The 20,111-nt window shown below is 70.7% G+C and carries 25 protein-coding genes; 16 read left to right on the top strand and 9 right to left on the bottom strand.

Annotated elements, in window-relative coordinates; genetic code table 11:
* The first annotated feature begins 1 nt into the window (after position 1).
* From fliN to csrA, 9 genes are all read left to right on the top strand, one after another.
* On the top strand, positions 2 to 724 hold the full coding sequence (fliN, locus tag HF024_RS19205) for a flagellar motor switch protein FliN (protein ID WP_143465480.1): 723 nt from the start codon (positions 2 to 4) through the stop codon (positions 722 to 724).
* Between the two features lie 6 nt (positions 725 to 730).
* The gene (locus tag HF024_RS19200) at positions 731 to 1,321 is read left to right on the top strand and encodes a flagellar biosynthetic protein FliO (protein ID WP_168690662.1); all 591 of its coding nucleotides are present in this window, start codon (positions 731 to 733) and stop codon (positions 1,319 to 1,321) included.
* 77 nt (positions 1,322 to 1,398) lie between these two features.
* The gene (fliP, locus tag HF024_RS19195; RefSeq protein WP_168690999.1) at positions 1,399 to 2,172 is read left to right on the top strand and encodes a flagellar type III secretion system pore protein FliP; all 774 of its coding nucleotides are present in this window, start codon (positions 1,399 to 1,401) and stop codon (positions 2,170 to 2,172) included.
* Positions 2,169 to 2,444 (top strand): flagellar biosynthetic protein FliQ, encoded by a 276-nt coding sequence (locus HF024_RS19190; protein WP_085367371.1) that lies wholly within the window; start codon positions 2,169 to 2,171, stop codon positions 2,442 to 2,444. The genes fliP and HF024_RS19190 overlap by 4 nt, the downstream gene beginning before the upstream one ends.
* A complete protein-coding gene (locus tag HF024_RS19185) occupies positions 2,444 to 3,205 on the top strand; it encodes a flagellar biosynthetic protein FliR (protein WP_085367370.1) in 762 nt (253 codons plus the stop codon). The genes HF024_RS19190 and HF024_RS19185 overlap by 1 nt, the downstream gene beginning before the upstream one ends.
* Positions 3,202 to 4,290, top strand: a complete 1,089-nt coding sequence (locus tag HF024_RS19180) for an EscU/YscU/HrcU family type III secretion system export apparatus switch protein (RefSeq protein ID WP_085367369.1) — start codon at positions 3,202 to 3,204, stop codon at positions 4,288 to 4,290. The genes HF024_RS19185 and HF024_RS19180 overlap by 4 nt, the downstream gene beginning before the upstream one ends.
* Positions 4,290 to 6,338: a flagellar biosynthesis protein FlhA gene (locus HF024_RS19175; RefSeq protein ID WP_085367368.1), complete on the top strand. Its 2,049-nt coding sequence runs from the start codon at positions 4,290 to 4,292 to the stop codon at positions 6,336 to 6,338. Before HF024_RS19180 ends, HF024_RS19175 begins: the two co-directional genes overlap by 1 nt.
* Positions 6,339 to 6,342: 4 nt before the next feature.
* Positions 6,343 to 7,107: a hypothetical protein gene (locus HF024_RS19170; RefSeq protein ID WP_247597212.1), complete on the top strand. Its 765-nt coding sequence runs from the start codon at positions 6,343 to 6,345 to the stop codon at positions 7,105 to 7,107.
* A gap of 9 nt (positions 7,108 to 7,116) precedes the next feature.
* Positions 7,117 to 7,356, top strand: a complete 240-nt coding sequence (gene csrA / locus HF024_RS19165) for a carbon storage regulator CsrA (RefSeq protein ID WP_085367366.1) — start codon at positions 7,117 to 7,119, stop codon at positions 7,354 to 7,356.
* A gap of 24 nt (positions 7,357 to 7,380) precedes the next feature.
* Here csrA and mraY read toward each other — a convergent pair whose 3' ends face one another.
* Positions 7,381 to 8,487 (bottom strand): phospho-N-acetylmuramoyl-pentapeptide-transferase, encoded by a 1,107-nt coding sequence (mraY, locus tag HF024_RS19160; protein WP_168690660.1) that lies wholly within the window; start codon positions 8,485 to 8,487, stop codon positions 7,381 to 7,383.
* Positions 8,488 to 8,525: 38 nt separating this feature from the next.
* On the opposite strand from mraY, the gene HF024_RS19155 reads away from it, so the two are divergent.
* Positions 8,526 to 9,158 (top strand): TMEM175 family protein, encoded by a 633-nt coding sequence (locus tag HF024_RS19155; RefSeq protein ID WP_168690659.1) that lies wholly within the window; start codon positions 8,526 to 8,528, stop codon positions 9,156 to 9,158.
* Between the two features lie 35 nt (positions 9,159 to 9,193).
* The gene (locus tag HF024_RS19150; RefSeq protein WP_085367363.1) at positions 9,194 to 9,394 is read left to right on the top strand and encodes a hypothetical protein; all 201 of its coding nucleotides are present in this window, start codon (positions 9,194 to 9,196) and stop codon (positions 9,392 to 9,394) included.
* A 4-nt stretch (positions 9,395 to 9,398) separates the two neighbouring features.
* Here the strand turns inward: HF024_RS19150 and HF024_RS19145 are convergent, their stop codons facing one another.
* The 3 genes from HF024_RS19145 to HF024_RS19135 are packed head-to-tail and all read right to left on the bottom strand — an operon-like array spanning position 9,399 to position 12,762.
* Positions 9,399 to 10,475: an NAD-dependent epimerase/dehydratase family protein gene (locus HF024_RS19145; protein ID WP_168690658.1), complete on the bottom strand. Its 1,077-nt coding sequence runs from the start codon at positions 10,473 to 10,475 to the stop codon at positions 9,399 to 9,401.
* Positions 10,472 to 11,320 (bottom strand): MTAP family purine nucleoside phosphorylase, encoded by an 849-nt coding sequence (locus tag HF024_RS19140; RefSeq protein ID WP_168690657.1) that lies wholly within the window; start codon positions 11,318 to 11,320, stop codon positions 10,472 to 10,474. The genes HF024_RS19145 and HF024_RS19140 overlap by 4 nt, the downstream gene beginning before the upstream one ends.
* Positions 11,317 to 12,762 (bottom strand): glycosyltransferase 87 family protein, encoded by a 1,446-nt coding sequence (locus tag HF024_RS19135; protein ID WP_247597211.1) that lies wholly within the window; start codon positions 12,760 to 12,762, stop codon positions 11,317 to 11,319. The genes HF024_RS19140 and HF024_RS19135 overlap by 4 nt, the downstream gene beginning before the upstream one ends.
* Before the next feature lie 112 nt (positions 12,763 to 12,874).
* Between HF024_RS19135 and HF024_RS19940 the strand changes: the two genes are divergently transcribed.
* Genes HF024_RS19940 through HF024_RS19125 form a run of 3 tightly spaced genes read left to right on the top strand, consistent with a single transcriptional unit; the run spans position 12,875 to position 14,494 of the window.
* On the top strand, positions 12,875 to 13,453 hold the full coding sequence (locus tag HF024_RS19940) for a hypothetical protein (protein ID WP_247597210.1): 579 nt from the start codon (positions 12,875 to 12,877) through the stop codon (positions 13,451 to 13,453).
* Entirely contained in the window at positions 13,443 to 14,054 is a 612-nt protein-coding gene (locus HF024_RS19935; RefSeq protein WP_247597209.1) for a molybdopterin-dependent oxidoreductase, read from the top strand. Before HF024_RS19940 ends, HF024_RS19935 begins: the two co-directional genes overlap by 11 nt.
* Positions 14,051 to 14,494, top strand: coding sequence for a hypothetical protein (locus tag HF024_RS19125; RefSeq protein WP_168690656.1), 444 nt, complete (start codon positions 14,051 to 14,053; stop codon positions 14,492 to 14,494). The genes HF024_RS19935 and HF024_RS19125 overlap by 4 nt, the downstream gene beginning before the upstream one ends.
* Here the strand turns inward: HF024_RS19125 and HF024_RS19120 are convergent.
* The 3 genes from HF024_RS19120 to HF024_RS19110 are packed head-to-tail and all read right to left on the bottom strand — an operon-like array spanning position 14,445 to position 16,410.
* Positions 14,445 to 15,119: a class I SAM-dependent methyltransferase gene (locus HF024_RS19120; protein ID WP_168690655.1), complete on the bottom strand. Its 675-nt coding sequence runs from the start codon at positions 15,117 to 15,119 to the stop codon at positions 14,445 to 14,447. The genes HF024_RS19125 and HF024_RS19120 overlap by 50 nt on opposite strands.
* Positions 15,116 to 15,751 carry a DUF2064 domain-containing protein gene (locus HF024_RS19115; protein WP_168690654.1) on the bottom strand — a complete coding sequence of 212 codons (636 nt, stop codon included), beginning with the start codon at positions 15,749 to 15,751 and terminating at the stop codon, positions 15,116 to 15,118. The genes HF024_RS19120 and HF024_RS19115 overlap by 4 nt, the downstream gene beginning before the upstream one ends.
* A complete protein-coding gene (locus tag HF024_RS19110) occupies positions 15,748 to 16,410 on the bottom strand; it encodes a glycosyltransferase family 2 protein (RefSeq protein ID WP_210724113.1) in 663 nt (220 codons plus the stop codon). The genes HF024_RS19115 and HF024_RS19110 overlap by 4 nt, the downstream gene beginning before the upstream one ends.
* Positions 16,411 to 16,524: 114 nt before the next feature.
* Between HF024_RS19110 and HF024_RS19105 the strand changes: the two genes are divergently transcribed.
* Both HF024_RS19105 and HF024_RS19100 read left to right on the top strand, forming a co-directional pair.
* Positions 16,525 to 17,241, top strand: coding sequence for a response regulator transcription factor (locus HF024_RS19105; RefSeq protein ID WP_085367356.1), 717 nt, complete (start codon positions 16,525 to 16,527; stop codon positions 17,239 to 17,241).
* 13 nt (positions 17,242 to 17,254) lie between these two features.
* The gene (locus tag HF024_RS19100; RefSeq protein WP_168690652.1) at positions 17,255 to 18,424 is read left to right on the top strand and encodes a HAMP domain-containing sensor histidine kinase; all 1,170 of its coding nucleotides are present in this window, start codon (positions 17,255 to 17,257) and stop codon (positions 18,422 to 18,424) included.
* Positions 18,425 to 18,450: 26 nt separating this feature from the next.
* On the opposite strand, the gene HF024_RS19095 is transcribed toward HF024_RS19100, so the two are convergent.
* Together HF024_RS19095 and HF024_RS19090 are read right to left on the bottom strand one after the other, a co-directional pair.
* Positions 18,451 to 18,681, bottom strand: a complete 231-nt coding sequence (locus HF024_RS19095; protein ID WP_085367355.1) for a hypothetical protein — start codon at positions 18,679 to 18,681, stop codon at positions 18,451 to 18,453.
* Between the two features lie 138 nt (positions 18,682 to 18,819).
* A complete protein-coding gene (locus HF024_RS19090) occupies positions 18,820 to 20,103 on the bottom strand; it encodes an MFS transporter (RefSeq protein WP_168690651.1) in 1,284 nt (427 codons plus the stop codon).
* Between the last annotated feature and the right edge of the window lie 8 nt (positions 20,104 to 20,111).

Below are 20,111 nucleotides of genomic sequence, written 5' to 3'. Positions count from 1 at the left end.
CATGAGCATGACCACCACCGGTACGGCGTCCGCCCTGAGCGCATCCGATGCGCTCGCCGCGGCGAACGCCCTCGTCGGCGTCCTGCCGACGGGCACGCCGCTGACCCCGCGCCTGCACACGCTCGGCGCGTTCGCCGGGGCGACCGGCAGCGCCGTGGTCGCCAGCTTCGTCGGCGCTGTGTCCGCCGATCTGGCCGTCGTGCTGCTGGATGCGCCGAGCATCGTCGACGACGCGGCGGACGGTTCGCCCGTCGTCGCCATCCAGGATGTGCTGCAGCCCGCCATCGAGGCGGCCAGCGACACGCTCGGCGCCGGGGTGCTCGACGACGCGCGGGTCGAGGACGCGACCCAGCTGTTCGAGGACGCGGGAACCGTCGTGTTCGAGCTGGCCGGTGCATCCGGGATCGTCGGCTGGTTCGCCATCCGGGGACGTGCGAGCGCGAACGAGCGCGACCTCGGCTCGGGGTCGATCGCGGGGAAGCTGGGCCGCATCAGCAACGTCGAGATGGCGTTGACGGTGGAGATCGGCCGCACCAGGATGCCCGTGCGCGACGTGCTCGCGATGGAGCCCGGCGCGGTCATCGAACTGGACCGCTCCGCCGGGTCGCCCGCGGACGTGCTGCTCAACGGCCGTCTGATCGCGCACGGCGAGATCGTGGTCGTCGACCAGGACTACGCGGTGCGCATCACCAAGATCCTCGACGCTTCGGAAGACCTGGACTGACTTTTCGTGGACACCCTGTTCGTCGCCTTGCGCGTTCTCGTCGTTCTCGGCGTGATCGTCGCTCTGCTCTGGTACGTGCAACGGCGCGTCACCAAGGGCAAGCGCGGCGTGCGCCGCGGCAACGCCGTGACCGTGGTCGGCCGCCAGGGCGTCGGCTCGAAGGCGTCGGTCGTCGTGGTGGATGTGGACGGCACCCGGTTCGTGCTCGGCGTCACGGAGCGGAACGTCAACGTGCTCGCCTCCGGTGACCGCCCGGTCGACCTGGAGGCGGAGGTCACCCCGATCGCCCGCGTGCGGCAAACGTTCGCCAAGCCCCTTAACCCGCAGAGCCCGGTCAGCCAGCAGAGCCAGCTCGACCACCGGACCCCCATCGAAGACCACCCCATGACCGCCCAGGACGACGCGCAGGATGCGCTCCCGTCCGCAGCAGCAGGACGGCAGGTGGGCGCCGTGAAGCCCGCGAAGAACTCCAGGCAGGATGCCGATTACCTGACGGCGCAGGGACGCGCCTCCGTATTCGACGAGGCCCTCAAGGGCTCGATCCTGTCACCGGCAACGTGGAGGCAGGCGAGCTCGGCGGTGCGGCCCAAGAAGTGATCGCCGCGGCCGGGCGGCTGATCCGCTCCCCACGGTTCGTGATCGCGATCGTGCTCGCCATCATCTCGGCGGTCGCCATGGTGCTGCTCACGGCGAACGTCGCGCACGCAGCCCCGCTGCCGATGGTGCCTGAGCCCGTCCCCACCCCGACCGGTCCGGCCGGTCCCGGCGGAGGCACCGGCGGCGTCACCATCGACATCAACGGACCGAACGGCACACCGTCCGCGGCCATCCTGACCCTGCTGGGCATCACCCTGCTGTCCGTCGCGCCCGCGCTGCTGCTGATGATGTCGTCGTTCACCAAGATCTTCGTCGTCCTGGCTCTCACCAGGAACGCCCTCGCGCTGCCGTCGATCCCGCCGAACCAGGTGCTCGCCGGCCTCGCCCTGTTCCTCAGCCTGTTCATCATGAGCCCGGTGCTGATCGACATCAACAACACGGCCGTGCAGCCGTACCTGAACGGCCACATCGACTTCACCGCGGCGGTGCATCTGGCCGAGGGGCCGTTGCGGGGCTTCATGCTGGCGCACGTCCGCGAGGAGGACATCGCGCTGATGACGCGTGCGGCCGGGCGCCCGAACCCGGCGAGCCCGTCCGCCGTCCCGATGCTCACCCTCATCCCGGCGTTCATGATCTCGGAGCTGCGGGCCGCGTTCATCATCGGCTTCGTGATCTTCGTGCCGTTCCTGGTGATCGACATGGTCGTCTCCGCCGCGCTGATGTCGATGGGCATGATGATGCTCCCGCCGGTGATGATCTCGCTGCCGTTCAAGATCCTGCTGTTCGTGCTGGTGGATGGCTGGGGCCTCGTCATCACGAGCCTCATCACGAGCTATCGGGGTGGCGGATGAACGCGAACGCGGTCCTCGACATCGCCATGCAGGGCCTGATGATCACCGCCAAGCTGGCCGCCCCGATCGTGGTCACGGCGCTCGTGGTCGGCTTCGCCATCTCCCTGGTGCAGTCGATCACCCAGATCCAGGAGGTGACGCTCTCGTTCGTGCCGAAGGCTGCGGCTGTCGGCGTGGCGCTCATCGTCTGCGGACACTGGATGATCTCCGAGCTGATCACGTTCACGAACGTGCTGTTCGAGAAGATCCCGTCGCTGCTGGGCGGCGGCTGATGTACATCCCCATCGACCTGTCCACCATCGAGGCCATCGCGCTGGCGTCGCTGCGCATGGTCGCGTTCCTGGTGATCGCGCCGCCGTTCTCCTACAACGGCATCCCCGCCCAGATCAAAGGGATGCTCGCCATCGGCCTCGCCGTGGCCGTCGCCCCGCGGGTCGCTGCGGGGTACCACTCCGCAGACATCGGGATGTTCCTCGTCGATCTGCTGCGGGAGCTCGCGGTCGGCGCGACGCTCGGCTTCCTCGTCTACCTGGTGTTCGCCGCCGTGCAGTCGGCCGGCAGCCTGGTGGACCTGTTCGGCGGCTTCCAGCTGGCGCAGGCGTTCGACCCGCAGTCGATGATCAACGGCGCCCAGTTCACCCGGCTGTTCCAGATGACGGCGCTGGCGCTGCTGTTCGCATCCGGTGCGTACCAGCTCATCATCGGCGGCCTGATCCGCTCGTACGACGCCATCCCGCTGGCGGCGGGCATCGACCTCTCCGACCCCGCCAAGCAGATGGTCACCGGGGTGACGCAGATGTTCGTGGCCGCTGTGCAGATCGCCGGGCCGCTCATCGTGGTGCTGTTCCTGGCCGACGTCGGCCTCGGCCTGCTCACGCGTGTGGCGCCGGCGCTCAACGCGTTCTCGCTCGGTTTCCCGCTGAAGATCATGCTCACCGTCGTGCTCTCCGCGGTGCTGTTCGTTGCGTTACCGGGGGTCGTCGAGGGCCTGACCGGTACCGCTGTCAAGACGATGCTGGGGGTGGGCCGATGAGCGACGCGCAGGAACGCACAGAACAGGCGACCGACAAGCGGATGAAGGAGGCCCGCGAGAAGGGCCGCCTCGGCAAGTCGATGGACCTCACCGCGTGGGTGGGCGTCGGGGCGGCGGCCGTGATGCTGCCGTTCACCATCGGCCTCGGCAGCAGCGCAGGGGTCGACCAGCTGTTCACCGTGCGCTCCATCATCGAGAACCCTGACCCTGCGGCAGCGCTGAAGGCCCTCGGGGACGGGCTCGGCAGCATCCTGGGCACCATCGGCCCGCTGCTGGCTGTCGCCGCCATCGCGATCATCGGCGCGGCGGCCGCCCAGGGCGGCGTGCACCTCAAGAAGCTCGAGGGCAAGTACGAGCAGTTCAACATCGTCAAGGGCGTCGCCAGGGTGTTCGGGATGCGCGCGCTCTGGGAGGGCGCGAAGACCCTGCTCAAGTCCGCGGTCGTCGCCGTCGGCCTCTACCTCGTGGTGCAGGGGCTCATGCCCGTGCTGCTGACCGCGGGCAGCCTGTCCCTGAACTCCCTGCTCGCCGCCGCGACCAGCGGCGCGACCGGCCTGCTGCAGGCCGCGGTCGGCGCCGGCCTGGTGCTCGCAGGGCTCGACGTGCTCGTCGTGATGCGCCGCAACCGCAAGCAGACCCGCATGACCAAGCGCGAGGTGCGCGACGAGCAGAAGAACAGCGACGGCGACCCGCTGATCCGGTCGCAGCGCCGCTCCCGCCAGCTCGCGATGAGCCGCAACAGGATGATCGCCGCCATCGCGATGTCGGATGTGGTGCTCGTCAACCCGACGCACATCGCCATCGCCATCAAGTACGAGCCCGGCAAGTCGGCCCCGCGCGTGGTCGCGAAGGGCTCCGGCACGATCGCGCAGCGCATCCGCGAGAAGGCGGAGGAGGAGCGCGTGCCGATCGTGAAGGACATCCCGCTCGCCCGCGCGCTGCACGCCGGATGCCAGCTGGGCGACGAGATCCCCGTCGACCTCTACAACCAGGTGGCGAGGGTGCTCGCGTTCGTCATGTCGCTGAAGGCCCGCGGCTCCGCATACGGAACCCACACCATGACCCCGATCCTGGGAGGCATCTGATGAGATCGACCACCACCAAAGTCGCCGTGCCCATCGGGGTCGTCGGCATCATCATGCTGCTCGTGGTCCCTGTGCCCGCCTGGCTGCTGGACACGCTCATCATCGTCAACATCATGCTGGCGCTGGTCATCCTGCTCACCACGATGTTCGTCAAGAAGCCGCTCGACTTCTCGGTCTTCCCGTCGCTGCTGCTGGTGGCGACCCTGTTCCGGCTGGGCCTCAACGTCGCATCCACCCGCCTGGTGCTCGGCGACGGATACGCCGGCCAGGTCATCCAGGCGTTCGGGCATGTGGCGGTGGGCGGCTCCATCATCATCGGCGCCGTGGTGTTCCTCATCCTGATCGTCATCCAGTTCATCGTGGTCACCAAGGGTGCCGAGCGCGTCGCCGAGGTGGGCGCCCGCTTCACCCTCGACGCCATGCCCGGCAAGCAGATGGCGATCGACGCCGACCTCAACGCCGGGCTCATCACCGAGGAGCAGGCCCGCACCCGCCGTGCAGAGGTGTCGGCGGAGGCGGACTTCTACGGGGCGATGGACGGCGCATCCAAGTTCGTCAAGGGCGACGCCATCGCGGGCATCCTGATCATCGTCATCAACGTGGTCGGCGGTATCGCCATCGGCATGATCCAGCGCGGCATGGAGATCGGCGACGCGGTCAACTCGTACACGCTGCTGACCATCGGAGACGGACTGGTCACGCAGATCCCCGCGCTGCTGATGGCGGTCTCCACCGGCATGATCGTCACGCGCTCCAACGCGGAGGCCGACATCGGCACGACGGCGAGCGGACAGCTCAGCCAGTCGCGCAACGCCCTGACCATCGCCGGATGCGCGGCCATCGTGATGGCGCTCATCCCCGGGATGCCGCCCATCCCGTTCGTGCTGGTCGGCGCGTTCCTGATCCTCGCGGCGCAGCGGCTCAAGAACTCGCAGGCCGCTGCGAAGAAGGCGCAGGCGGCGCAGGCCGCCGTCGCGAACGCCGGCAAGGGGGAGACCACGGACGATCTGCTGGAGCAGATGCGCGTGCACGCCCTGGAGATCACTCTCGCGCCCGACCTGGTCGACATCGTCAGCGGAGCGTCGGACGACCTGCTCGCCCGGGTGCGCGCCCTGCGCCGCAAGATCGCGCTCGAACTGGGCATCATCGTGCCGCCCGTGCGCACCAGGGACAGCGCGGACCTGCCGCCCTCCACCTACGTGATCAAGATCGCCGGCGTGGAGGCCGGGCGCGGTCAGGCGCCGAGCGGGCGGGTGCTCGCACTCGGCGACGCACTGGATGCGCTGCCGGGCACCCCGACGGTCGAGCCGGTCTTCGGGCTGGGCGCGAAGTGGATCCCGAGCGAGATGCGGCACAGCGCCGAGCTCGGCGGTGCGACCGTGATCGACCGCGTCTCCGTGCTCATCACGCACCTGTCGTCGATCATCACCGCGAACGCGGCCAGGCTGCTCACCCGCGAGGACGTGCGCCAGCTCACCGAGGGCGTGAAGCAGGTGAGCCCGTCTGCTGTGGACGAGCTGATCCCGAACCTGCTGACCCTCGCCGAGGTGCAGCGGGTGCTTCAGGGGCTGCTGATCGAGCAGGTCGCGATCAACGACCTGCCGCGCATCCTGGAGGCCCTCGCGCTGCGGGCGAAGACTTCGAACGACCCGGAGGGGCTGGTGGAGGCCGCGCGGTCCGCCCTCGGCCCTGCGGTCGTCGCACCGCACCTGGACGGGTCGACGCTGCGGGTCATCATGATCGACCCCGGCCTCGAACAGGCCATGCTCGAAGGTCTGCGGCCCTCGGAGTTCGGCACACAGATCGTGCTCGACCCGGTGCGACTCGAAGCGGTGCTCAGCTCGCTGCGGCAGACGGCCGCGCAGCTCGACGACCAAGGCGTCTCCGCGATCCTGGTCTGCGCCCCCGCTCTGCGACCGGCGATCCGGCGGCTGGTGGCCGGGCAGCTGAGCGGCCTTGCGGTGCTGTCGTACCAGGAGGTCACGTCCGTGCCTGCGCAGATCGAGACGGTGGGGGTGGTGCGCGTTGTGGAGCCGATCGCGGCCTGAGTGGGTGGACGCTGCGGAGTACGGCGGCGACGCCGAGGAGGAGGTGCTGCCCGCGGTGTCCACCTCGTCGGCGGCGTTCGCGGCGATCCTCGACGATCTCGTGCGCGTGGTGGGGGAGACGGAGTCCGGCGCGCTGGCGCCGGAGACGCAGGAGTCGCCGGAGATGCCCGAGCCGCCGGAGCTGGATGAGCGGCTGCAGGCCGCGCTCGTAGCCCGGCAGGAGGCCGCGGAGGCCGTTCCGGTCTCACCGCCCGCACCCGCACCCGCACCGCCCGACTCGCCCTCGCACGCGTCCGCACCGCCTGCCCGCCTGCGCGGACGCGGCGACCTCACGCTCGTCGTCGGACTTGGCGCGGACGCTGTCTCCGCATCCCGTGTCTTCTCCGCCTCGGTCGAGGACGCAGAGGTGCGGCCGGGCGGCTGCTCCCGCGCCGCCGCCCCGCGCGTCGACGACCGCCGCGGTGCACTGCGTGCCAGGGCGGACGGGGTGCGCAGGGAGCGCTCGGTGATCGCCGCATACGGCCTGGAGCACGGCGCGGACGACCTGCCCGCGCTCGCCGAATCGCTCGCCGGGATCGCGCCCGATCAGGTCTGGGTGGCCGTCGACGCGTCCCGCAAAGCCGAGGACACCGCCGCCTGGGTGGCCGCAGTGGATGCGGTGCTCGCGGTCGACGGGATCGCCGCATCCGGTGCCGCCTTCACCAGCACGCCGGAGTCGGTGGATGCGCTGGGCTTTCCCGTCCTGTGGCTGGACGACGCGCCCCGCTAGGCTGAAGCAATGCTGGTATTGACGCGCAAGGTCGGGGAGCGGGTGCTCATCGGCGACGACATCGTCGTGACGATCCTGGATGCGCGCGGCGACGGCATCCGGATCGGCATCGACGCACCGCGCGGGGTCCGCATCCAGCGCGACGAGGTCATCCGCGCGATCACCGAGGCCAACCAGCAGGCGACAGAATCCGCGGCGACCACGGTCGACCCGGAGGCCGTCATCAAGAAGTCGCTCGGCCTCGACTGACCGGCTGTCGTTTCGGCGTGGGCGCTAGCTCAGCCACTCGAAGTAGAACGTCCCGACGCCGACCGCGATGAGCACGCCGGCGATGATCCAGAACCGGACCACGATGGTCACCTCTGCCCATCCCATCAGCTCGAAGCTGTGGTGGATCGGGGTCATCGGGAACAGGCGCCTGCCGTGCGTCGCCTTGAAGTACGCCCGCTGGACGATGACCGATCCCGCCTCGATGACGAACAGGCCGCCGATCAGGATGAGGAGGAGCTCGGTGTGCGACTCGATCGCCAGGGCGCACAGCGCACCGCCGAGGCCGAGGGATCCCGTGTCGCCCATGATGATCTTCGCCGGGTTGGTGTTCCACCACAGGAAGCCGATGAGTGCGCCGCAGATGGCTGCGGCCACCACGGCGAGGGAGAGCGGATCGCTCGTCGGGTAGCACCTGGCCAGGTTCTCCGGCCGGATGTTCGCGTTGGAGCAGGACTGGTTGAACTGCCAGAAACCGATGAGCACATACGAGCCGATGGCGAGGATGGATGCGCCGGTCGCGAGGCCGTCGAGCCCGTCGGCGAGGTTCACGCCGTTCGTGGTCGCCGAGGCGAGGACGTTCACCCAGATCAGGTAGAGCACGATCCCGACCACCGGCACCGCCGTCGCGATGCGCGCGAGGTCGAGTGCGGGGATGTCACGCACGGCGGAGATCGCCGTGGACGCCGGGGTGTGTCCTGAGGCATCAGGGAACTGCAGGGCGAGCACGCCGAACACGGTCGCGACCACCGCCTGGCCGCCGATCTTGGCCCAGCCGCCGAGCCCCAGGCTGCGCTGGTTGTGCACCTTGAGGAAGTCGTCGACGAACCCGACCGCCGCCATCCCGACGAACATGAGAAGCACCAGGAGCGACGACGGCGAGATGCCGTCTCCACCGTTGACGAGTGCGGCGACGAAGAACCCGAACAGCGTCGCCAGCAGGATGACGATGCCGCCCATCGTCGGCGTGCCCCGTTTGGAGTGGTGCGATTGCGGGCCGTCGTCCCGGATGAACTGGCCGAGTTCGAGCCGCGTGAACAGCCGGACGAAGAGCGGTGTCAGAAAGAGCGAGAAGGCGAGCGCGAGCGCGCCGGCCAGAAGAAGAGTCCCCACGGCTGCAAGTCTGGCAGTCGACCCGGCAGAATACTGGCATGACAGTCCTCAGGACCGAGCGCGGCCTCGACAGGCTCGTCAACTTCTCCGACGCGGCGGTCGCCATCGCGATCACCCTGCTGATCCTGCCGCTCGTCGACGTGGCGGCGGACATCGAGCACCAGTCGGTCGGCGCGTTCATCGGCGACCACCAGGGCGAACTGCTCGGCTTCGGCATCTCGTTCGTGGTGATCGGCCGGTTCTGGATCATCCACCACCAGGTCTTCGAACGGGTCCGCGACTACTCGATCACGATGATCTGGCTCAATTTCCTCTGGCTGGCCTCGATCGTCTTCATCCCGTTCGCCACCAACCTCGTCTCTGCCATCGGGGGCGACCGCGGCGACGTGGATGCGGTCTACATCGGCAACATGGTGGTCGCGAGCCTCGCCACGTGGTTCATCGAGCTGCACCTGGTGCGGCATCCTGACCTGCTGAGGGAGGGCGCGCTCGAGAGCATCGACCTGCTGCGCAGCCTGTCCCCGACCATCCTGCTGGCTGTCGCCCTGGTGCTCGCGGTGCTCTTCCCCACGGTCGGCCTGTTCTGGCTGCTCGTCCTGTTCCTCGGCAGGCCGCTGCACCTGCTCCTGCAGCTGCTGTTCCGGCGACGGGGTTCACAGGGAACGGCCTGAGGGCTACCGTCGGGGCGACACAGTCAGGAGAACCGATGCGTCCCAAGTTTTTGCTCATCCTCGTGATCGCGGGCATCGCCTACGTCCTCGGCGCGCGCGCCGGACGTGAGCGCTACGACCAGATCACCTCGGCGGCCACGTCGTTCTGGAACGACCCCAACGTGAAGAAGGCGCGCTCGGAGGCCAAGAAGAACGCCGAGAAGGCGCGCAAGCTGGCCGCCAAGAAGCTCCGCTAGGCGCTCAGCCGACGACCGCGGCGCGCTGCCGGGTGGGACCGGCGGCGAACGCCTCGATCGATTCGGGCCACGGACGCTCGGCCCGCCAGGAGAGTTCGGTCGCTATGCGCTCGGACGATGCGGTGATGTGACGCACATCCCCGAGCCGGTACTCGCCGGTGACGATCGGCGCCGGGCCTCCCGTCGCCTCGGAGAGCGCGCGGGCGAAGTCTCCGATCGTGCGTACAACGCCGCTGCCGACGTTGTACGCGCGGGCGGTGCCGTCCGGCCGGTCTCCCAGCCGCTCGACCGCACCCAGATTGGCATCGGCGACATCGCGCACGTCCACGAAGTCTCTGCGCTGGCCGCCATCCTCGAACACGCGCGGCGGACGTCCGGCCGCGAGACTCGTGCGGAAGATCGAGGCGACCCCCGCATACGGCGTGCCGATGGGCATCCGGGTGCCGAAGACGTTGTGGTAGCGCAAGGCCACGACGCGACCATCCGTCGACCGGGCCCACGAGCGGGCGAGGTGTTCCTGCGCCAGCTTGCTGGCGGCGTACACGTTGCGCGGATCGGCGGGGTCGTCCTCCGCGATGAGCAGGGGCTCCAGAGGCCGGCCGTCCGCGTCCAGGGGGTCGAAACGGCCCGCATCGAGATCGGCGACCGACCGTTCCGGGGGCTGTCGCACGACTCCGCCGTCGCGGTAGAGGCCCTCGCCGTAGACGACCATCGACGAGGCGAGCACGAGGCGGCGCAGCCCGGCGCCCGCCATCGCCGCGAGCAGCCTCGCGGTGACACCGACGTTCGACGCGACGTAGTCCGGCGCGTCGGAGAAGTCGACGCCCAGCCCGACCTTCGCGGCCTGATGGCAGACGGCATCCACGGAGCGCAGTAACCCGACGGAGGTGTCGCCCGCGTCTCCGACGACCAGGTCGACGTCGCCGCGCAACCCGTCGAACCACTCCGGAACGGCGGCATCGGCGTGCACATCCGGCCGCAGGGAGTCGATGACCGTCACCCGCCAGCCGCGGTCGACGGCGCGTTCGACGATGTGCGAGCCGATGAAGCCGAGCCCGCCGGTGACGAGCAGGTGCGTCATCGGGCGTCCTCCAGCGCATCCCGTCGCACAGGCGCGGAGAGCACCCGCTCGACCGCCGCCTCCGGGATCAGCCGCCGGGCGCGGTACCCGTCCGGCACGGCCGCCACGGTCGCCGCGATGGCGGCCCGGATGCGCGGCCCGGCGTTCGCCATCCGCTCGAGCACCAGGGCGGCGTCCGCCGACTCCGCCGTGTCGCCGTCTGCGGTGCCCGCATCCGTGTCGGTAATGAACGAGATGGTCGCCAGGCCGATGTTCAGTTCCGCGGCGAGCACGGCCTCCGGATACTGGGTCATGTTGACGATGTCGGCCCCGGCCGCACGGAACCAGGCGGATTCCGCCCTGGTCGAGAATCGCGGCCCCTGGATGACCACGCTCGTCCCGTCCGGGATCACCCGCTCGCCGAGCGCGCGCAGGGCTCCGACCGCGATCTCGTGCATGGCGGGGTCGAACGGATCGGCGGCGGGCAGATGCTGCACATCCGTCCCGTCGAAGAACGTGTCCGGCCTGCCGTGGGTGCGATCGATGAGCTGGTCGGGAACGAGGAAGGCGCCGGGCGTCGCGCGCGCCGAGATGCCGCCGACGGCGGACGACGTCACGATGGCGCGCACGCCGAGCGAGGCGAGCGCCCAGACGTTCGCACGGTACGGCACCCGGTGCGGCGGCAGCGAGTGGCGCTCGCCGTGGCGGGCGATGAACGCCACCCGGCGACCGCCGAGCTCACCGATGGTCACCAGACCCGCCGGTGGGCCGTACGGCGTATCGACGGCGATGCTCTCGGCGCCTCCGCGGTCGAACAGCCGGTACAGGCCGGAGCCGCCGATCACTCCGATCGCTGCTGTTGTCATGGTGTCTCCTTCGTCAGGGATGCGGGCTCCAGCGTCGCCGCCGCGGGTCTGGTGGGTCGCCGCCGCCACCGCACGACCGTGGCGCCGCCCGCGAAGACGGCGGCGGCGAGGATGACGAGCGTCGCCCCCACGCCGCCGGGCACGAGCGTCCGCACGCTGAGCGCCAACGGCACCACGAGCCATTCCCAGCGGCGGCTGAGGGCGATGAACGGCACGAGGACCAGCGCGTACCAGGGGTAGGCCGGGCTCGCGATGAGCAGGACGGCACCGATGGAGACGACCTGCGCGACCCACGGCTGCGCCGGGTCGGCGAACCACCACGAGGCGATCAGTGCGGCCAGGATGAGCGCGGCGGCCACGACCGTCGCCGCGGCACCGGGCAGTACGCCGGACAGCAGCGCGAAGCGGGAGCCGCTGTCGTAGCCCTCCTCGCTCAGGTACCCGGGGAGATAGCCGAGGACCGACCAGCCTGTGATCGCGACGTATGGCACGTAGGTGAGCGCGAACGTGAGCACGGCCGAGGCGCCGACGCCGACCGGGCGTCGCCTCGCGAGGGGTGGGGCCGCGATGACCGGCACGAACTTGGTCGCCATCGCCAGCCCGATCCCCACGCCGACCAGCAGGGCGCGCCGCCGGCTCAGACCGTCGCGCGCGCCGACGGAGACCGGCACCGCCGCGAACGTGGCGGCCACGATGAGGAAGACACCGAGCGCATCCACGTGGGAGTTGGTCACCGCCTCGGCCGCGACGAACGGCGACCAGCCCCAGACGGCGGCCCAGCGGACGTCGAGGCCGCGTCTGCGCATCCCGAGTACGAGCAGCACGGTGGTGGCGGAACTCAGCAGCAGACCGGCGACCTGCAGCGGAAGATACTCGGCGTCGTCGGGGACTACCGAACGCACCGCGGCGAAGAAGCCCTCGGCGACCGGCGGGTAGATGGTCGGCACATGGGGGCGGTTCAGAGCGGTGCAGAGCGTCCCACCGCTTGGGATGCTCGTGGTCTGCTCGATCCGCGAGCCGGTGCAGTGCTCCGCGCCGTCGGCGCCGTCGGCCGGGGCGGGGAACAGCCACGGCACCCGGTATTGATCCAGTGCGTCGGACGCCGGCACGTGCGCGTACGGGGAGACGCCGTGGTTCTGCACGATGCCGTCCCAGGCGTAGCGCGCGGAGTCCGTGCTGAGGTTGGGCGGACCGGCCAGGGCGGCGACGCCGAGCGCTGCCGAGCCGGCGAGCACCAGGATGAGCACTGCGCGACCGCGGACCAGCAGCAGGAGGAGGAAGGCGGCCACCGCGAGCGCCCAGGCCACACCGGTCGTGACGCCGAGCGTCGCTCCGCCGCCCGGCGCGAAGCCGTCGACGGTCGCCGTCGACACAGCGGTGACCGTCACCAGCGCCGCGAGCAGCACGGAGACGGCCAGCACGGGCAGGACGGTGACCTTCACACCGAAAGTCTCACCGCTCCGCGCTGCCGCGGACCGCCGCTCGGGCACCTCGTTCGGGGATCGTAAGATTTGCCGCCGCCGCGAGCAGCCGGTCCGGATCACAATCGAGAGCATGTCGGTCACCGAGCGGCTCTCCGGCGTCATCGCCCAGCGGATGACGCGCGCCCAGGCGGTGCTCGCCGCGCCCGCTCGCACGGCACGAGCCACCGTGGTGATCGGCCGGCTGCTCGCCATCGCCTTCCTGACCTGCTTCGTCACCGGCGTCTACAGCCACCTGCTGCAAGAGCCGCTGCCCGGGATGCGGTTCCCCACCTGGCCGGACTTCTACGCCTTCACGCAGGGGCTGCACATCACCGTGGGCGTCGCGATCTTCCCGCTGCTGCTCGGCAAGCTGTGGACGGTCTACCCCCGGCTGTTCGTCTGGCCGCCCATCCGGTCGCTTCGCGAGGCCGTCGAGCGGGGCTCGATCGCGCTCCTCGTGTCGAGCGCGTTGGTGGAGCCGGTGATCGGGCTGATCAACACGTACCAGTGGTATCCCTTCCCGTTCCCCTTCCGCCAGACGCACTACGCGCTGGCGTGGGTGCTCGTCGGCTCGATCGCCGTGCACATCGCCGTCAAGCTCCCGACGATCGCGCGGTACTGGCGCCGCAGGAGCCGAGCAGAGGATCGGAGCGTCACCGATGGCGGCTGACGACGGCATCACCCGCCGCGCGGTGCTCGGCACCATCGCAGCGTCCGCCGTGACCGCGGTGGCGCTCACCGCCGGACAGTCGTTCGGCTGGCTCGCACCGCTCAACCTCTTCGCCCCGCGCGTCCAGCGCCTCGGTCCGCAGGCGCTCCCCGTGAACGTGACGGCGAAGGCCGCAGGGGTGGTCATGGCGGCGGGAGCGGACGACTGGCGGCTGACCGTCGCGAACGGCGCCAGCATCCGGCGCCTCACGCTCGCCGACCTGCACGGCATTCCCGCCGCTGCTGGCACGCTGCCGATCGCGTGCGTGGAGGGGTGGAGCACCACGGCCGACTGGGGCGGCGTGCGGATGAGCGACCTCCTGCGCCTGGTCGGCGCGCCCACGGACGCGAGCATCCGGATCGCCAGCCTGCAGCAGCGCGGCCCGTACCGGGTGACGACGATGGGACCCGAGTTCGCCCAGGACCCCACGACTCTGGTCGCCCTCCGCCTCAACGGCGAGCCGCTCGACCTCGACCACGGCTATCCGGCCAGAGTGATCGCGCCGGGCAGGCCGGGCGTGCTGCAGACCAAGTGGCTGAGTTCCATCGAGGTGTTGGCGTGATCGGGGCGCGACGCCTCGTGGCGGCGGTCGGCATCGCGCTGATCGGATGCGGGGTCGTTTTCTTCGCCATCGACCTGACCGTCGGCGAGATCGCCGGAGTGGTCGTTTGGCTCGCCGGCGCGGTGATCGTCCACGACGCTGTGCTGGTGCCCGTGGTGACGGTCGTGGATGCTGTCTTGCGCCGTGCCGGACGGCGGCTGCCGTCCGCCGTCGTGACGGTCGTCGAGCTCGGGCTCGCGGTCGGCGCCCTGCTGACGGCGATGGTCGTTCCTGAGTTGATCGCGCAGGCGCGACGGCCGAGAAACCCGACGGTCGTCCCCGGCGACTACGGCCAGAGGCTCGCCGTGCTCTGGGTGGCGATCGTCGTGCTGGTCGCGCTCGCCTCTGCGGTCATCGGCTGGCGAGCACGAAGGTCCGCCCGCCGGTCTCGACGGTCCTGACGTTCATCCCGAGGTCGGCGGCGAACGCGCCGGCAGCGTCCGCACCGACCTCCGCCCACGGGAACCAGGCGCTCCGCCCGCCGGAGGGATGCACGAGCTGAGCGTCGAAACTGGCGAACCTGGACGGTTCGGCGTGCGTCTCCACGAGCATCCGGCCGCCGGGGCCGAGCATGGCGGACGCGCGCGCGAGCAGGAGCCGCGGGTCGCCGCCGATCCCGATGTTGCCGTCGAGCAGCACAGCGGCGCCCCACGCGCCCTCGGCGGGAAGCCGGTCGAAGACCGAGCGCCGCAGCACAGGCAGCCCGAGCGCCCTGGCGTGCGAGACGGCCGCCGAGGAGATGTCGATGCCGAGGGCGAGCCGCCCGGCCTCGATGGCCGCGCGCACGATCCTGCCGGGTCCGCAGCCGATGTCGAGCACCGGTCCGGAGGTCAGGCCGAGCAGCTGCCGCTCGCGCTCCGTCGCGTCGGAGAGGAAGAGCGAGACGTCGAGCGGCGTCGCGGCCCTGCCGTCCACGACGACGTCCAGCCGACCGCCTCCACCGCGGAGCGCGAGGTCGTACGGCTCCGCTCCACCGCGGCCGAACGCGGCCGTCCTGTCCCTGGTGAGCGACCCGACGGTGCTCACGACGCGAACTCTCGGGTGCCGAGTGACCGGAGCAGCTCTGCCAGCGCGGGCGAGCGCCGGGCAGCGGCGGGAACGTCCGCCGCCGTGTCGATGTCGGTCAGCGGCGGGAGCAGCCGCACGCGCATCCCGGCCCCGGTCAGGCGTTCCAGCTGCCTGGCGCCGGTACGGTCGGTGGACATCGGAACACCGCGCACGAGAGCGCCGGCCGGTTCGCGCATCCCGAGTGCCCAGAAGCCGCCGTCGGTGGCCGGGCCGAACCAGGCGTCCGCGTCGCCGTTCCGCTCGCTCCACCCGGAGAACACCGGGTCGAACCAGCGGACGTCGACGTGCGGTGTGTCCATCCCGAGCAGCAGGAGCGGCTCGTCGACCGCGTCGAACAGCCAGGCGATCCGCTCGTCGAGGGAGCCGCCGACCTGGGGCAGGAGCTCCCAGCCGGCCGCGCCCTCCGGGGCGGCGACGCCGTCGAAGTAGAGGATGCGCCTGGTCGAGGGGAGCGCCCCCACCGTCCCTAGCGTGTCCGCGAGCGCCGCGGCGGCGATCCAGGCGGCCTCCTCGGCGCTGAACTCCGGCTGCAATCGCGTCTTCACGCGGCCGGGGATGCACTCCTTGGCGATCACGGCCAGTGCGGTCATCGTGCGCTCGCCGCGAGCCTGCGGCGCATGTCGACGACGGCCGTGAACGCACCGCCGACCGTGCCGGTCACCTTGGACCTCCCGATGCGGGGCAGATAGTCGACGTCCACCTGCCGCACCCGCCAGCCGGCCCGGTCGGCGCGCAGCACCAGCTCCACCGGGTAGCCGCTGCGGCGATCCTCCACGCCGAGGGCGAGCAGCGGGGCACGGCGCGCGGCCCGCACGGGACCGAGATCCCGGATGCGCGCAGCGGTCTTGGCGCTGAGCATCCGGGCGAGCACCCCGTTGGCCGCGCGGGAGACGAGAGGCCAGGCTCGCGGCGATGCCGGTCGTCTCCGCCCGATGGTCAAGTCCGCCGTCCCGGTGGCGACGGGGGCGACGAGCGCGGGGAACTGCGCGGGGCTGATCGTGCCGTCTGCATCGCTCACGATCACGATGTCGGCGGTCGAGGCCAGCAGTCCGGCATGAACGGCTGCACCGTAGCCGCGGCGCGGTTCGCTGACGACCTGCGCACCGGCGGCCAGGGCGACCGCCGCGCTGCCGTCGGTGGATCCGTTGTCCACGACGATGGCGCCGTACCCGGGAGGGAGCGCGGCGAGCAGCGCGGGGAGGGCCTCCGCCTCGTCGAGGCAGGGGAACACGACGTCGATTCGATCCATCACGGACCCGACGCTACGCAGCGCCCCCGGCCGCCGGGCAGCCAGAATCTTACGAAACGCGGACGGTCGGATCCCGCCGTCGCGAGTGCTGGTCGACCGACCTATCCTGAGTCAATGACGTCACCGCTCCCTGCGCGACCGGTCCGCGACATCCGCGACCGTCGCGTGATGGTCGTCGAGGACGATCCGACCGTGCGCGAGGTGGCCAGCGGCTACCTCCGTTCCGTCGGGCTCATCGTCGACGAGGCGGTCGACGGCTTCGCGGCGCTCGCGCTGGCCGAACGCACGCCACCGGACCTCGTCGTCCTCGACCGGATGCTGCCCGGCATCGACGGCATCGAAGTGGCCCGTCGGCTGCGGCGGCTGAACGCCGCGCCCATCATCATGCTCACCGCTCTCGGCTCGACGGACGATCGCATCGAAGGTCTCGAAGCGGGCGCGGACGACTACCTCGCCAAGCCGTTCTCGCCGCGCGAGCTTGTGCTGCGGGTGCAGTCGATCCTCCGCCGCAGCGTCACGGAGCTGACCAGGGAGGCGCCGTTCGACCTGGGCGAGTTCTCCATCGACCCGTCCAACCGCACGGTGTCGAGAGGCGGGCGCCCGCTGACGCTCGCCGCCCGCGAGTTCGACCTGCTCGCGTTCTTCCTCAAGCATCCCGACCAGGTCTTCAGTCGCGAGCAGCTCCTCAAAGAGGTGTGGCAATGGGACTTCGGCGACCTCTCCACGGTGACGGTGCACGTGCGGCGGGTGCGGGAGAAGATCGAGGACGACCCGACCAAACCGAAGTTCCTGACCACGGTCTGGGCCGTCGGCTACCGGATGAACGCGTGAAGGAGGGGGGCAGGTGATCGCTCCAGCAGACCTCGCCGCCATCGTCGGGACCACGCTGGTGGTGGCCGCCGTCATCTCCGGCGTCGCGGTGCTCGTACTCCAGGCGCTGCGGCGCGCATCCATTCTGCTGAGGCTGGGGATCGTGGTCGCTGCGGCGATCGCATCCATCGTCGGCGGCACCATCGCCATTGCGCAGGCGATGTACATCTCCGGTCACGACTTCGTGGTGCTGGCCTGGGTGATCGGGGTGGCAGCCGTGGTCAGCCTCGGCGTCGCCGCTGTGCTCGGGATGGGGTTGGTGCGCACGAGCCGCACCCTGCGGAACGCGACGCGCGCCGTCGGCGACGGGCACGTGGTCGCCGCGACCCCGCAGGACAGCGGAGAGTTCAGCGCGCTCGGACAGGAACTCGCCGACATCTCGCGACGCCTGGCCGAATCCCGGGAGGAGGTGAGGATGCTCGACGAGTCCCGCCGCGAGCTGGTCGCCTGGATCTCACACGACCTCCGGACGCCGCTCGCCGCCCTCCGCGCGATGGCCGAGGCGCTCGAAGACGGCATCGCGGAGGACCCGCAGCGCTACTACCGCCAGCTGCGCAGCCAATGCGACACGCTCAGCCACCTGGTGGACGACCTGTTCGAGCTGTCCAAGATCCAGTCGTCGTCGCTCCAGCTCGAACTCGGCCCGCTCTCGCTCTACGACCTCGTCAGCGACGCCGTCGCCGACCTCTCCCCGCTCGCCGCACTGCACTCCGTGACGCTCAACGAGTCGCAGGACGGCGACCTGACGGTGCTCGGCGACGCGCGCGAGCTCTCCCGCGTGGTCCACAACCTGCTCGTGAACGCGATCGAGCACTCACCGGCGGGCACGAGCATCCACGTCGCCGTCCGTGAGGCGTCAGCGTCGACGGTCGTGCTGAGCGTCATCGACGAGGGTGGGGGCATCCCGGAGGAGCATCTGGGCAAGGTCTTCGACGCCGGGTGGCGCGGCACGACGGCGCGAACGCCGCGCGCCGGCGTCGGCTCGGGCGGAGCAGGTCTCGGCCTCGCGATCGTGCACGGCATCGTCGCCGCGCACGACGGAGACGTCTCTGTCGAGAACACCGCACGCGGCTGCCGCTTCGACGTCTCGCTTCCGCGGTTCAGCCGCGTCGGCCAAGCCGGACCGGCGACGGTCCCGTCGTGACGCCTGAGATCGCTGAGCGCTGAGGCTTACCGGTCGCGCTCGGTGTAGTCGCCCTGCTCCTCCTCCGCGGGGACCTCGGCGGCCTCATCGGTGTCGGTGTAGCTGCCCTTGACCGCAGGGTCGGGGCCGACGCCCTCTTCCTCGGTGTACTGGCCGTGCACGGTGCGCTCCATCGGGGCCTCGCCGTCCACCTCGGTGTAGCTGCCTTCGAGGTCGTCGCGGTCCACCGGCTCGCGGTCTGGCTCGTTCGTGCTCATCCTGGCTCCTTCCGCCGACAGGCTGAGCAGACCTCGCTCGCCGTCGGCACGCTGTCGTGAGGTGAGCCTACGCCCGCGGCAGGGGCGCGGCTAGAGATGCGCGGCGCACGTTCGTGCAGCATCCACGAGGCTCGGCGATCAGTGACCGGCGCTCAGCACATGACGCTCGCGGCTCGCCGCCGCGCCGGTCAGGAGCTGCGGGATGAGCAGCACGATCAGGGCGATGATCGGCACCGCCCAGCCGCCCGTGACGGAGTGGAGGGCGCCCAGCGCGAGCGGCCCGAATCCGGCCAGCAGGTACCCGATCCCCTGCGCCATCGTCGAGACGTGCGCGGTGTGCCTGGCGTCGGGCGAACGCAGGACGATGTAGGTCAGCGACAGCGCGATGGCGGCGCCCTGCCCGAGGCCGAGTGCCGTCATCCAGACCCACGGCAACGCACCGGAGGGCGCGAGGAGCAGCCCGGCGAAGGCGATGGCGCAGAGCACCGCGGAACCCGCGACCGGAAGCCAGGCCGGCCGAAGCCTGCCGATCGCCGCCGGCACGGTCAGCGCGGCGAGGATACCCGGGATGCTCGAGTACGCCAGCAGGAGTCCCGCGTCGTGCTGGGTGGTTCCCGCGTCGTGCAGGATGGAAGGGATCCAGGTCAGGGCCGCGTAGTAGCTCAGGCTCTGCAGGCCCATGAACGCGGTGACCGCCCAGGCGACGGGATCGCGGAACAGGCGCGCGAAACGCGGCTCGTCGAGCGGCTCGGTGATGGCGTCGGCGACCGGCGCGTCCGCGACCGGCGGCCGACCCGGCCTCCTGAGCGCGCGCGGAATCCAGACGACGAGCGCCAGGACGGCGGGGACGACCCAGAACCCGAGCGCCTCCCTCCACGACCCGCCGAACGCAGACATGAGCGGCACCGTGAGGCCTGCGGCGACGGCGGCGCCGATGAACAGGGACGTCGAGTAGAGCCCCATCATGAGTCCGACACGGTGCCCGAAATCCTGCTTGACGGCGGCGGGCATGCACACGTTCGCGACGGCGATGGCGGCGCCCACGAGCACCGTGCCGCCGAAGAGGGCGATCGGCGACGGGATCAACCGGACGCCGATGCCGATCGCGACGGCGGCCATCGTGATCCCGAGGAGTCGATGCAGGCCGACGCGACGGGTGAGGGCGGGGGTGAGGAACGCGAACGCCCCGAAGGCGAAGACCGGGATGGTCGTGAGCAGGCTCGCGGTCGCAGGCGACACGCCCAGACCGCTCTCGATGGAGGAGAGCACGGGGCCGACCGACGCGACGCCGATGCGCAGATTGAACGCGATGAGCAACAGCCCGGCAGCCACATAGGCGCTGAAGAATGCCGCTCCGCGAGCGGGACGCCGGGAGATGGCGGGGGTCGAAGCGGTGTCCGGTGGCTCACTGATCGTTGTCATTCCGGCAG

The organism is Leifsonia sp. PS1209 (assembly GCF_012317045.1).
Classification (GTDB): domain Bacteria; phylum Actinomycetota; class Actinomycetes; order Actinomycetales; family Microbacteriaceae; genus Leifsonia.
The sequence above is the reverse complement of the archived record's forward strand: the minus strand, read 5'-3'. Positions and strand labels throughout refer to the sequence as shown.